At 51.7% G+C, this 12511-nt stretch carries 12 protein-coding genes; 9 read left to right on the forward strand and 3 right to left on the reverse strand.

The features are described from left to right. The first annotated feature begins 46 nt into the window (after positions 1-46). The 4 genes from FHS18_RS09710 to yajC are packed head-to-tail and all read left to right on the forward strand — an operon-like array spanning position 47 to position 4680. Positions 47-2137: a SpoIID/LytB domain-containing protein gene (locus FHS18_RS09710; RefSeq protein WP_246427548.1), complete on the forward strand. Its 2091-nt coding sequence runs from the start codon at positions 47-49 to the stop codon at positions 2135-2137. 8 nt (positions 2138-2145) lie between these two features. Continuing rightward, positions 2146-3192 (forward strand): tRNA preQ1(34) S-adenosylmethionine ribosyltransferase-isomerase QueA, encoded by a 1047-nt coding sequence (gene queA, locus FHS18_RS09715; RefSeq protein ID WP_183599452.1) that lies wholly within the window; start codon positions 2146-2148, stop codon positions 3190-3192. A 21-nt stretch (positions 3193-3213) separates the two neighbouring features. Further along, positions 3214-4347 (forward strand): tRNA guanosine(34) transglycosylase Tgt, encoded by a 1134-nt coding sequence (tgt, locus tag FHS18_RS09720; protein ID WP_183599454.1) that lies wholly within the window; start codon positions 3214-3216, stop codon positions 4345-4347. A gap of 15 nt (positions 4348-4362) precedes the next feature. Further along, positions 4363-4680 (forward strand): preprotein translocase subunit YajC, encoded by a 318-nt coding sequence (yajC, locus tag FHS18_RS09725; RefSeq protein WP_183599456.1) that lies wholly within the window; start codon positions 4363-4365, stop codon positions 4678-4680. Positions 4681-4813: 133 nt separating this feature from the next. On the opposite strand, the gene FHS18_RS09730 is transcribed toward yajC, so the two are convergent. Together FHS18_RS09730 and FHS18_RS09735 are read right to left on the reverse strand one after the other, a co-directional pair. Further along, entirely contained in the window at positions 4814-5683 is an 870-nt protein-coding gene (locus tag FHS18_RS09730; RefSeq protein ID WP_183599458.1) for a phosphatase PAP2 family protein, read from the reverse strand. Positions 5684-5797: 114 nt separating this feature from the next. Then, the gene (locus tag FHS18_RS09735) at positions 5798-6178 is read right to left on the reverse strand and encodes a TIGR04086 family membrane protein (RefSeq protein ID WP_246427549.1); all 381 of its coding nucleotides are present in this window, start codon (positions 6176-6178) and stop codon (positions 5798-5800) included. A 229-nt stretch (positions 6179-6407) separates the two neighbouring features. Between FHS18_RS09735 and FHS18_RS09740 the strand changes: the two genes are divergently transcribed. After that, on the forward strand, positions 6408-7133 hold the full coding sequence (locus FHS18_RS09740) for a DUF421 domain-containing protein (protein WP_183599692.1): 726 nt from the start codon (positions 6408-6410) through the stop codon (positions 7131-7133). Here FHS18_RS09740 and spoVB read toward each other — a convergent pair. Next, positions 7130-8743, reverse strand: coding sequence for a stage V sporulation protein B (spoVB, locus tag FHS18_RS09745; RefSeq protein ID WP_183599460.1), 1614 nt, complete (start codon positions 8741-8743; stop codon positions 7130-7132). The genes FHS18_RS09740 and spoVB overlap by 4 nt on opposite strands. 172 nt (positions 8744-8915) lie before the next feature. On the opposite strand from spoVB, the gene FHS18_RS09750 reads away from it, so the two are divergent. The 4 genes from FHS18_RS09750 (at position 8916) to FHS18_RS09765 (ending at position 12506) form a co-directional block, all read left to right on the forward strand. Next, entirely contained in the window at positions 8916-9155 is a 240-nt protein-coding gene (locus FHS18_RS09750) for a post-transcriptional regulator (protein ID WP_183599462.1), read from the forward strand. 174 nt (positions 9156-9329) lie between these two features. Then, complete coding sequence (gene secD / locus FHS18_RS09755) at positions 9330-10595, forward strand: protein translocase subunit SecD (RefSeq protein WP_183599464.1); 1266 nt, start codon at positions 9330-9332, stop codon at positions 10593-10595. Beyond that, positions 10585-11514: a protein translocase subunit SecF gene (gene secF / locus FHS18_RS09760; RefSeq protein ID WP_183599466.1), complete on the forward strand. Its 930-nt coding sequence runs from the start codon at positions 10585-10587 to the stop codon at positions 11512-11514. The genes secD and secF overlap by 11 nt, the downstream gene beginning before the upstream one ends. Positions 11515-11594: 80 nt before the next feature. Further along, positions 11595-12506: a cation diffusion facilitator family transporter gene (locus FHS18_RS09765; RefSeq protein WP_183599468.1), complete on the forward strand. Its 912-nt coding sequence runs from the start codon at positions 11595-11597 to the stop codon at positions 12504-12506. The last annotated feature ends 5 nt before the right edge of the window (positions 12507-12511 follow it).

Raw genomic sequence — 12511 nt, forward strand, 5'->3', positions numbered from 1 at the left:
CATGCTGGTGTCAATCAGCAGAAGCAGGAACGTCAAGAGGTCAAGCATGTGGCGTATGACCGTAGCATTATTGGCTGCGCTTGTGCTAGTCTCCGTATGGACGGTCTGGCCATCGTACGGAGCTGTCCCGAAGCTCGATACGATCCGAGTTGCGATATTCATCAATCTCAGCAAATATCAGGTGAATACGGCCATCGGAACGTTCAGTTCAGCAGCGCCGATCGATGTTGGCATTAGGCAGCCTTCAGGCGTGCAATCCTTGTTTCAGACCAAGGCAGGAGAATCTATTCGCCTTACGATGGATGATTACAAAGTTACGGTCATGGAAACAACGGACTTCGCGAAGGCGGTATCCGTCTCCAAACGGTTGAAGACGGCTGGCGGTACGCCATTCCTCACCTCATCGCCACGGACAGGCGCTGCGATGTATAGCGTAATGGAAGGCGCGTATACGACGGCTGCCGCGGCCAAAACCGCGGCTGACAAGTGGACGAAGGACGCGACGCTCGCTTCGCTTACCGGCAAGGCTCAAGCTCTGCCGGCGGGTCCTCTTCACTTGGAGGGCAGTGTCTATAGTTCGGAAGCAGATGCGGTTAAGGCTGTTGCTGCTTTTGGAGACGCAGGTATTCCTGCCTTTGCAGCCATGAAGCAATCTGGCGAAGGCAAGGGCCAGTATACCGTCTTGGTCGGTGCAGCCTCTGATGACGCAGGACTTGCGGCGGTTAAACAACTTGCGGCGGCAGTTACTGGGGGCGCTGGCCTCAAAACGATGGATACCAAAGCTTCTTATGTAGGATTGCGAGATGACTTCACGGTTACAGAATCGGCGAAATCACCGCAGAAGCTGATTTCGGTTCCACTAACGGGGACAAAAGTATGGCTGCAAAGCAACTCCGCAAACGGCATTAAGCTTGCGGAAAGGTACAGTCGAAGCTATCGCGGCCAATTCGAGATCAGCGGACTGAATAGTAAACTGGCTATTGTCAATGAGCTGCCTTTTGAGCAATACTTATATTCCGTAGTCGGTGCAGAGATGCCGTCTTCTTGGCCGGCCGAAGCGCTTAAAGCTCAAGCTGTGGCGGCGAGGACGTATGCGATCTATCAAGGCTTCGGATTTCAAATCGCCCATGTCGTGGATTCGGTCCAAAGCCAAGCGTATAACGGCATCACGGCAGAGAAACCGACAACGATTGCCGCTGTCGATGCGACAACTAGCGAGATCGCGATGTACAACGGCAAAGCAATCGAGACCTTATTCTCTTCCAGCGCCGGCGGTGCATCCGCTGACGCGCAAGAAATTTGGGGCAATGCGGTTCCCTATCTGAAATCAGTCCCAAGCCCGGATGAATCTTCAGAGAAGGGGCTGTACGATTGGTATCGGGTCGTGCTGCCTAATGGTAAGAACGGTTATATCCGCGAGGATCTAATAGCGACGACCGAGGAGAAGACGGCTGCGGGCAGCGCCATTCTGCGCGTGAAAGGCGATGGCGTGAAGGTGCGTCCGATTCCGCTGATCCAAGATTCGGTCACGCCGGTCGCGACAGTCAATAGCGGCACGATGGTCGTTATGATCGAGCGTGTCGTACAATCGAACGAGATGTCATGGATACGTGGACCGTTTACCTCCTCCCAGCTGCTTGCGACGATTACCGGCAAAGTTAAAACCGCCGTCAAAGGGCCGATCACGACGCTTTCGGTCAGTAAGACGGGACCATCCGGCAGGCCAACGGAAATTCTCGTCAATGGCGCCAAGCTGGATGTCAGTTATCCGGATGCCTACCGCTCCGCGTTGGGCGGGCTTCCTAGCACGTTCTTCACGATCGATGAGACTGCGAGAATGACGATCGCAGGGGCTAACAACAAAACTAGCGAACGTACAGGCAATAGTTCATCGCTAGCGGTTCTCGGAAGTGACGGCGCTGCAACTGCTTATTCGGATTCAGACATCTATATTATGAATGGCAAAGGCGAAGTTAGGGCGGCGTCCAAAGAACCTACCTTCCGGTTCGTCGGCAACGGCTATGGACATGGTGTAGGCTTGTCTCAATATGGCGCACGCGGATTGGCAGATAAAGGGTATGACTACAAATATATTTTGCAATACTACTATAAAGACGTAACGATCGGTAAGGACTGACAACTGACATGAATGTAGAAGATTTTGATTTTGAATTGCCGGAGTCGCTTATTGCGCAGACTCCGCTTGCAGAGCGTACAGCCTCCAGGCTGCTTATGCTGAATAAGGAGAGCGGGTCGATCCAACATGGCACGTTCACCGATCTTGAAGGCTTGCTCCAGCCGGGAGATACGCTCGTACTGAACAATACCCGTGTTCTTCCTGCTCGACTATTCGGCGTTAAGCCGGATACGGGAGCGAAGGCGGAACTGTTGCTGCTCAAGCAGACCGGGGACAAACGGTGGGAGACGCTGGCTAAGCCGGCGAAACGATTAAAAGTCGGTACGGAGCTCGTCTTCGGGAGCGACGACAACGGGGAACCGCTGCTTCGCGCAGTCGTTGTTGCTGAAGGGGATATGGGAGCGCGTGAGATCGAATTTCAGTTCGAAGGAATCTTCCAGGAACTGCTCGACCGACTCGGCGAGATGCCGCTTCCCCCGTATATCAAGGAACGGCTTCCGGATCGCGAACGGTATCAGACCGTATATTCCAAACATGCGGGCTCCGCAGCTGCGCCTACGGCGGGGCTTCACTTTACAACATCCTTCCTCGAGCAAATTTCTCGAAACGGAATCGATATTGCCTACGTAACACTACATGTTGGTCTAGGTACATTTCGTCCGATGTCGGTAGATCGCGTCGAGGAACACCAGATGCATGCCGAGTATTATGAGCTGAGCGAAGAGACAGCGCAGCTGCTTCGCAAGACGAAGGAGCGCGGCGGAAGAGTCATTGCGGTCGGCACCACTTCCGCGCGGACGTTAGAAACGGCCGCTTCCCGCTTTGCGGATGGGGTAATCGAAGCTTGCAGCGGTTGGACAGATATTTTCATCTATCCGGGATATGACTTTAAGCTGGTGGATGCTTTATTGACGAATTTCCACCTGCCGAAGTCAACGCTCGTGATGCTGGTCAGTGCGTTGGCTGGCAGAGAGGCGATCATGCGAGCTTACCAGGAAGCGATCGAACGGGAATATCGCTTCTTCAGCTTCGGCGACGCGATGTTTATCTACTAACAAGGATTGGACGAGGGCACAGTGGCGATTAAGTACGAATTGATCAAGGTTTGCAAACAGTCGGGCGCACGGCTCGGCCGTGTACATACGCCTCATGGCGTTATTGAAACACCGACATTCATGCCCGTAGGCACACAGGCTACGGTGAAGACGATGAGCCCAGAGGAGCTCAAACGGATGGATGCTCATATCATTCTGAGCAATACGTACCATCTCTTCCTCCGGCCAGGTCACGAGATCGTACGCAAGGCAGGCGGTCTGCATAAGTTTATGAACTGGGATCGCCCGATCTTAACGGACAGCGGCGGCTTCCAAGTATTCAGCTTGAGCAACATGCGCAAGATTCGAGAGGAAGGCGTCGATTTCCGTTCCCATCTGAATGGCGACAAGCTGTTCATCTCGCCGGAGAAAGCAATGGAAATCCAGAACGCGCTCGGACCGGACATTATGATGGCCTTCGATGAATGCGCGCCTTTCCCGGCCGATCATAGCTACGTGAAGCAATCGCTGGAGCGGACGACTCGCTGGGCAGAACGCTGTCTTGCATCGCACGCCCGTCCGCATGATCAAGCATTGTTCGCGATCGTGCAAGGCGGCATGTATGAGGATCTCCGCAAGCAGAGCGCGGCAGATTTGACTTCCATGGATTTCCCGGGTTATGCTATTGGTGGACTAAGTGTCGGTGAACCGAAGGACATGATGTTTAACATGCTGGACGTTACGGTTCCACTTCTTCCTTCCAACAAACCACGCTATTTGATGGGAGTCGGCTCGCCTGATGCGTTGATCGAGGGCTCGATCCGCGGTGTCGACATGTTCGACTGCGTATTACCTACGCGTATTGCGCGTAATGGTACAACCATGACAAGCGGTGGGCGTGTTGTAATCAAGAACGCGAAGTACACCGAAGATTTCGGCCCATTGGACCCGGAATGTACTTGCTACACGTGCCAGAACTATTCCAGAGCGTATATCCGCCATCTCATTAAGGCGGATGAGACATTCGGACTGCGACTGACCACGTACCACAACCTGCATTTCCTCTTGCAGCTCATGCGGGATGTACGACAAGCGATTATGGACGACCGGCTGCTCGATTTCCGGGATGACTTCTTCGCGAAGTACGGACTGTTTGACAATGATAAAGGATTCTAGAAAGGGGTTAGTTTCATGGCAGGTTTAGGTTCCATTTTGCCATTTGTGCTCATGTTTGCGGTCTTTTATTTCCTTCTTATTCGTCCGCAGCAGCGCAAACAAAAACAACGTTCAGCTATGCTGAACGCAGTGAAAAAAGGCGATAAGGTCGTCACTATCGGCGGTATGCACGGCACCATCCACGAGATTACGGATGACACGATTGTTCTTCGCGTTAACGATGCAACGAAGATCACGTTTGATCGCAGCGCGATCAACAGCGTAACGTCCGCTAGCGCAGCTGCTCCAGTGCTGGAGAAGAAGGAAGAAGTAAAAGAAGAAGTTAAAGCTTAAGCAAAAGGTTAGAAGCGGCAGGAAGAGGGATCCTCTCCTTGCCGCTTTTTTGTTGCCTTGCGTTTGCGTGTGTGCACACAAAAACAGTGTTTGTTCCCTGATGGGAACAAGCACTGTTCGTTCGCATGGATTATTAATTTGCTTCTTCATGGACGAGCGAGCGGCTCGAAGGAGAGGTAGCGACAATGGCGCGACGTTTGGTACGGAAGCGAATTGTCGTGCTGCTCAGCTTCAATCCCACGGTAGAAGCGAACAGGCCAAGCACTAGTCCGCCGCACATATCAATCAACCAATGGATGCCGAGATAGAATATCGAGAAGAGTACGCATAGGCAGATGATGCTGCAGAACCAAGCCCAACGTTTATTGCCTGAACGAATAGCTAGTACCGCAATCGTTACGGAGATGGACGTATGTAGACTTGGGAAGCAATTGTTCAGGCCGGACAACGCTCTATACTCTGTCTCGAAGTTCGGAAACACATCGAGCATCAGGAAACGTACGGTTGGATCGTGATACCATACTTCATCGACCGGGAAGAACAGGAAGAACGGGATCGCAATGAAGTAATTGATCATGATCGCATAACAGATCGCATAGAACATCCGTTTTGTCTTGTCCTGATACGTGTAAATGCCGATTGAAGTGATCATTAACGACTGGAAGACCACGACATAAATAAAAGACAGTACCGTTGTTAAGATCGGATTCTCGAACGTATGCTGCAGGTTGCTGACGAAGTTTCCTTCAATAGATTGGAACAGACCTGCGAAATTAACCGAATTGTCAATATACGCATTCTCTATCTTCAGCTCGATCTTATTACAGAACAGAATGGCCAGCAGTCCGGCAAAGTGAAGCAGGAATGACCGCGATGTCGTCAGCTCCTTGACGAACAAGCCGCCAATCCGAAACGGGTTGGTACGAGCGCCATACCATAGTAGAACGATTACGGTCAGCGTCGTGTATATCGCAACCGTCGTCATGTTGTCAAACAAAACCATATTGTATATCCCCCTAAACGTGCAAGCGCGTTTGCGCGTGAAACACTCGGTTTAGTATATCACATTCGCAGGGGGAGTTTACAACGGGCAAAAATGTTAACAAATGGGTTGTCTTCAGCGATGCATGTTTACCCCGAAAATTCCGCCAAGGGCTCCTGTTGCGAGTGTAGTGCCCATCATGGTCAGCGTGTCTGCCGTCAGTCCTGCATTGGAAGCGAGGAAGCCGACCAAGAGGATTAGCAGACCGTACGCCAGACCCAGCGCTCCCCCATAATACCAGCCTCGCTTGCCAGATCGTTTGCCCGATACGAATCCGCCGGCCAATGCGGCAAAACCATGTACGAATAGACTGTACAATGAAAGTTGCTCCTCCTGCATGCTCCCGAAGCGCAACAACAGGGACAAGAGTACTGCGCCAAGAGCAAGCCAAATGGATGCATAGAGGATACCGGAAAGCATGGGGGATGGTATCCGAACCGTGGTTACTTTTTTCATCCGATGAATCCCTCCCATAATTAGACAAATGGACAAGGCTGTTATTACACCATATGGCGCTGCTTCCGGATTTAGTACAAGGTTCAACGGTTACCTAAAATCGGTATGTTCTGCTTCGTATTGAGTGAAATGTCTGCGGTGACAATAGCTGTACTACGGCAAGGAGCAAGTAAAGAGCTCGTCTGCTGCCGTGGCACGGTAAGACGAAGGAGGCGGCTGACGGTTGGATATGGATCACGTTATCCGAACTTTTGGGATGTACTTTATCGTGTTTATCGTCGTGCGTCTGATGGGCAAGCGGGAGATAGGCAAGCTGTCCGTCTTCGATATGGTCATCTCCATCATGGTTGCAGAGATTGCCGTTATTGTTATTGAAGATGTCAGGCGCCCGTTCATGGACGGTGTCACGCCGATGTTGGTGCTGGCAGGGGTACAGGTATTGCTGGCGCTCATCACGTTAAAGAGCCGCAAGCTGCGACTTTGGTTCGATGGCAAGCCAACCATACTCATTGATCGAGGTAAGCTGAATCGTGACGCCATGAGGAAGCAGCGCTATAATCTCGATGACCTGCTGCTGCAGTTGAGGGAGAACAAAATGCCTAGTGTGGCGGATGTTGAATTTGCTGTACTGGAGACAACCGGCAAGCTGTCCATCTTTCCAAAAGATAAAAACAAAGTGGATGGACATGCAGGCGGAGGTTATGCACCTCCGCCGAAACCAGACAAGCCGAGCAAAGTGTTCCCGAAGAATTATCGGTTCGAGTCACTGCCGGTGCCGCTCATTATGGATGGCAAAATCGAAGAAGGCAATATTCACATGATCGGGAAGGACCGTTTCTGGCTGAATAGTCAATTGAAGCAAAAAGGGATCACAGATGTAAAGCAGGTGTTTCTCTGTACGATCGATCATAAAGGCAAGCTGTTCATCGACACGAATCGCCGACCTAGGCATTAATGCTTCGTTCGGAAATAGCGGCCGATGACGGGCAGCCTTGAGACGTCATGACGGTCGATGATGCCCATTTTGATCATCAACAAAAGGTAAATAATGATACCTGCAGCGCATGCGAGCAACAGATTGTGCCATAAGCTAGGCAGGGCGTTTTGATTCATTACCCACAGGGCACTACCGCCCATGATGGTCATGGCAGCGCCGACCTTCACGAAGTCGAGCAGCTGAATGCGAAACCCGACGAAGCGCATGACACTGATGCCGTGCAAAATGGTGACCAGCGCCGTGTTGACATTAATGGCAATGAGCGCACCTTTGATGCCAAGCGCGGGATCGGACGCGAGCTGGACGATTAGAATCAGCTTCACAATCGCGCCGATTAGCGTATTCATCAGTGCCGTGCCTGGTTTGTCCAATGCTTGCAGCGCTGCCTGCAGCGGGGCCTGCAAATAAATGAAGATACCGATCGGCGCCATCCATTGCAGCATATGTCCGATGTCGGCTTGGTCATAAACGATCAAGCAGATCGGTGCAGCGAACAGCGACATCACCACGATGAAAGGCGCTCCGGTTACGAGCGAGAGCCGCATGGATTGATGCAGCCGTTTGTGGATCATTTTCCGGTCGCCTCTGGCAGCTGCTTCTGAGAGTGAGGGGACTAGCGATACGGCAAGGGAATACGTTAAGGCAGTAGGCAGCAGCAGGATCGGTATGATCATCCCCTGCAGCGCTCCATATTGAGTGGTTGCCGCACTTATCGTCAGACCGGCGGCGACCAGAGCCCGGGTTGTCAGAATGGATTCGAATAGATAAGAGAATGAGCCAATCAGCTTACTTGCGGTTACGGGTACAGACAGCCCAATGAGCCTGCGTAGAATTGGCTGCCGTTTGAACAGGACCTGATTGCGCGGGACTTGGTTGGTTTCCGTGCCGGCTTCCTCTTGTTCTTCCTGCTGTGATATAGGCGTGTCAGATGAGTTCTTGCGGCGCTGCACATAGTGAGACAGCAAGACGAGCAAGGCTGCAATCTCGCCCGCGACGACGCCGAGCATCGCTCCTGCAGCGGCCCATTCCAGTCCGTAGGGCAACAGCCATTTGGCAAAGAGCAGCGAGCCAACAATGCGGATCATCGTCTCTACGGTCTGCGAGGCAGCTGTCGGAATCATGTTCTGCATCCCTTGGAAGTATCCGCGATAGACTGAGCCGATGCCGATAATGAGCAGAAGCGGTACAGTGACCTGCAGCGTCCGGTAAACGCGCTCGTCCGTCATCAAGGAGGTCGAGATCCAAGGAATAAGCGCAACGAACAGCACAGTGAGCAGCAATGACAGCATGACCGTAAGCCCCATCGCCGCTCGGAAAATCTGTTTGACCCGGCGGCTGTCGCCTTTGGATTCGGCTTCCGCAATCCACTTGGCCACTGCAAGCGGGATGCCTCCGGTAATAATGGTGAGAAGTACAATCAGAAAGGGATATACCAGCTGATAAATCCCCACCCCTTCGGCCCCCATGATCCGTGGCAGTGCAATGCGGGGGACAAAGCCGAGTATCCGGTTCAGAATGCCGGCTGCGAGCAGGATAAGTGCTCCTTTAATAAAGGTTTGCTTCGTCACGTCGATTCCCTCTCTTATTTAGAACATGTCCGGGTACTCTAAACTATGCAGGGGATGTCCTGTTCCATGTCACACAAATTTGACACGCTAGTTTTGAGAAGAAATAAAGGAATATGATGGCATGTTAGCGAATGAGAAAGGCATGAGGAAGTGGCGTGAGGGGGCAGCAGCAATGACGCAAGAAGAATGGATAGAATCGATCGAGGAGTTATGCGAGAGTAAGGCATACGAGTTTCGGCTGGTGGGGTACGAACATGTAACGGGGCAAGATATCTGGCAGTGCGTAAGCGATCGTTACCGCAAAACGGGAGAACCCGCCAGGCATGAAGTGGTGAATGATATTTTGTCGCTGAAGGTGACAAAGTTTATGAATTTTCTGACAATAAGCGCATATCGGGGAACCCATTTTTAACAGATGGGCTCTTTTTTTTGACTCGATTTTCCTGCAGGGCTATAATAACAAAAGACAAGCAACGGCCAATTTGCCATCATTCGACATGGCGAAATGGCCCCAAATCGTCAGATGAAAGGCGGAAGGCCAAGCCTTTCCTACTTTCACTACATACAAGGGGGAGCAAAGGGCATTATGAAGCGTCTGTTAGCACTAATCGTCACCGTCGTCGTAACACTTGGCGTCGTTGCCGCTACAAGCCCATGGCTCGTCGATCAAGTCAAATTAGGACTCGATCTGAAGGGCGGATTCGAAATTTTGTACGAAGCGGAGCCACTGACCGAAGGTGGACAAGTTACCCAGGATGCATTGCGCCAGACGGCGAAGAGCCTCGAGCATCGCGCGAACGAAACGGGAGTCGCGGAGCCGGAGATTACGCCAGAAGGAGCGAACCGTATACGGGTCAAGATTGCCGGTGTTACGGATGAAGCGAATGTACGGGAAATTCTGAAGACGCCATCGCAATTGACGTTCCGCAGTGCTGTCGGATGCACCGAAGGAACCGGTTATTGCAAAACCGAGCTTACAGGCACGGACTTCGTCGAAGGCGGCGCAAGCTACCAACAGACGACTCTTGGCGGCTATGAAATTACGATTAAGCTGAAGGATGCCAGCAAATTCGGCGAGGTAACGAAATCGATCGCCGCTCTGACGAACGGTCAGAACCAGCTTGCGATCTATATGGACGAGACGCAAGTATCCGCGCCGAACGTATCGCAGCAAATTAACAGCAGCGACGCGGTCATTACGGGCGACTTCACGCGCGAAGAAGCTAAGGACCTTGCGGATAAAATCAATCTTGGCGCACTGCCGCTGAAATTGACGGAGAAATATACGCAAAGCGTAGGCGCGACGCTCGGTAAGCTATCGTTGCAGCAAACGCTCTTCGCTGGTGGACTTGGCACGGTTCTGATCTTGATCTTCATGATCGTGTTCTACCGACTGCCAGGCTTGATTGCAAGCTTCACGATCATTGCGTTCATTTGGCTGTTGCTGCTCGGATTCTGGCTGATCAATGCGACCTTGACCTTGCCAGGTATTGCGGCGTTCATCCTCGGAATCGGGATGGCGGTTGACGCCAACATCATTATGGCCGAGCGGATTAAAGAAGAAATTCGCAGCGGTAAGAGCATCTTGTCTGCTCATCGTGCGGGGTCGAAACGCTCGTTCTTAACGATCATCGATGCGCACGTGACGACGATTATTGCAGCGCTCGTGATGTTCTTCATCGGTACAGGCGCAGTTAAAGGTTTCGCGGTTGTATTGCTGCTTACGGAAGTCGTTAGTATTCTTACGAACGTATTCTTCTCGCGTTTCCTCCTCAGCCTGCTCATTCGTAGCAATCTTGTTAAGAAAACAACACTTCTTGGTGTGAGGGAGGACGAGATCCGTGCGCTATAATTACTTTGGTGAGAACAAACGGACGTTTAGCTTCGTAGATAAAAGCCGTCACTTCTTCATATTCTCGATCGCCATTACGATTCTCGGGATCATTGTTCTGGCAGCGATGGGCTTGAATTACGGCGTTGATTTCCGTGCTGGATCGAACGTTGACGTTGCGGTCAAGCAGAACTTGTCCGATCAGAAGGAAGCGATTGAGCAATTCCTTGCCGACGGCGAGTATGGAACTTCGCATTTGACCATGGGCGAAAGCCGAATCACGATTCGTTTCGACGAAGTACTCGGCGATACGAAAGAGCAACAGCTCAAAACCGACTTTGCAGCCAAGTTCGACAAGGAAGCCTCCTTCGAGGTGAACACGGTAGACGTCGAGATGGCGCGTGAGTTGCAGCTCAACGCGCTGAAAGCGGTGCTACTCGCAAGTCTCGGGATCATTATCTACGTGAGCATCCGGTTCGAATGGCGATTTGCGGTTGCTGCCGTAGTCGCTTTGCTGCATGACGCCTTTATCGTCATCAGTTTGTTCTCGATCTTCCGCCTGCAGGTCAATCTGCCGTTTATAGTCGCGGTACTCACTATAATCGGGTACTCTATCAATGATACGGTTGTTATCTTCGATAGGATTCGTGAAAATATGCGTTTTGCGAAAATAAAATCGTACGAAGATCTGAAACGCGTCGTGAACGATAGTGTATGGCAGACGCTGACCCGTTCGATCAACACCGTCATGACGGTAATTGTTGCCGCAGCATGCTTGTTTATTTTCGGCAGCGAATCGATTAAAATGTTCTCACTGGCCATTTTGTTCGGTCTCTTCTGCGGCGCGTATTCGTCTATCTTTATTGCTAGCCCGCTGTGGCTGGTCATGAAGAAGAGACAAAAGCCGAAGACGCCGGCGAAAGTGACAACAGCTCCATAAACGAAAGTGACAACCAGTTGTTAATGACAATCAGTAATACCCCTTGCCGAACTAGGGGGTTCAGGGGGAGATATTCATTCATGACAACTAATGAACGTTATGCACGAGCGGAGACGGCTGCTTGGATGAGTCTGCTCGGTAATGTTGGTATTGCTGCAATTAAGATGGGCGTTGGCATGATGGGCAGTAAAGCGCTTCTTGCCGACGCCTGCCGCAGTGCCTCTGATGCGTCAGCGGCGTTCGTATCGCTAACTGCTTTACGTCGCCGCCGTCAATTCGGGGCAAACGATGCGCCGGTTCCGATGACGAAAGGGCGCGTCGAGTCCGTTACTGGCGTTATGATCTCAATGATGCTGATGATTATGGGGCTTGAGGTTGGCATATCAGCGATCAAGTCCATAGCTGATGGCATCGACGAAGGTCCAGGATGGTCAGCTGTTACGACCGTGCTGATCGCTTTCCTGATCAAGGAGATTTTCTTCCCTGTGAAGGAACGCCGAACGGACTTGTACGCTACACTGGCTGCACTTGTCGGTACTGGAACTGCCGCACTCGGCGAACCGCTTAATCTTCCGATCCTTTATTATTTTGATCCGGCCTCATCGATCGTTATTGTCGTTGTTGTACTTACAAACGGTTACCGGGTTGCGACGGCTTCGGTGCTCAAGCGCAGCTATTGCGAAGAGCAGCCTGCCGATATCAACGAATTCAAAGCTGCTGTTCAGCGGATTGAAGGGGTTGTTACGGTTGAGGAGCTGCGGGCCAGAGAACACGGCCACTATGTCATAACAGATGTTGTCATCACAGTGAACCCGCGCATTACTGTGATGGAAGGCAATGAGATTGCCAAGCGAGTCAAATATTTCTTGATGAAACGGTTCAGCCATGTCACGGACGTAACGGTTCACGTACAGCCTTACGATCCCGGCTATCCGTACAAAACGAATCACGATCCGAATCAGGAACAACAATTGCCGACGCTGCTGCAATAGCAGCG

The organism is Paenibacillus phyllosphaerae, assembly GCF_014192105.1.
In the GTDB taxonomy this organism is placed as follows: Bacteria; Bacillota; Bacilli; order Paenibacillales; family Paenibacillaceae; genus Paenibacillus_Z; species Paenibacillus_Z phyllosphaerae.

Bases quoted from the DNA above. Each gene is read 5' to 3' on its own strand.
- FHS18_RS09710 (WP_246427548.1), top strand. From the start codon at position 47: ATGTGGCGTATGACCGTAGCATTATTGGCTGCGCTTGTGCTAGTCTCC.
- queA (WP_183599452.1), top strand. From the start codon at position 2,146: ATGAATGTAGAAGATTTTGATTTTGAATTGCCGGAGTCGCTTATTGCG.
- yajC (WP_183599456.1), top strand. From the start codon at position 4,363: ATGGCAGGTTTAGGTTCCATTTTGCCATTTGTGCTCATGTTTGCGGTC.
- FHS18_RS09730 (WP_183599458.1), bottom strand. From the start codon at position 5,683: ATGGTTTTGTTTGACAACATGACGACGGTTGCGATATACACGACGCTG.
- FHS18_RS09735 (WP_246427549.1), bottom strand. From the start codon at position 6,178: ATGAAAAAAGTAACCACGGTTCGGATACCATCCCCCATGCTTTCCGGT.
- FHS18_RS09740 (WP_183599692.1), top strand. From the start codon at position 6,408: ATGGATCACGTTATCCGAACTTTTGGGATGTACTTTATCGTGTTTATC.
- FHS18_RS09750 (WP_183599462.1), top strand. From the start codon at position 8,916: ATGACGCAAGAAGAATGGATAGAATCGATCGAGGAGTTATGCGAGAGT.
- secD (WP_183599464.1), top strand. From the start codon at position 9,330: ATGAAGCGTCTGTTAGCACTAATCGTCACCGTCGTCGTAACACTTGGC.
- FHS18_RS09765 (WP_183599468.1), top strand. From the start codon at position 11,595: ATGACAACTAATGAACGTTATGCACGAGCGGAGACGGCTGCTTGGATG.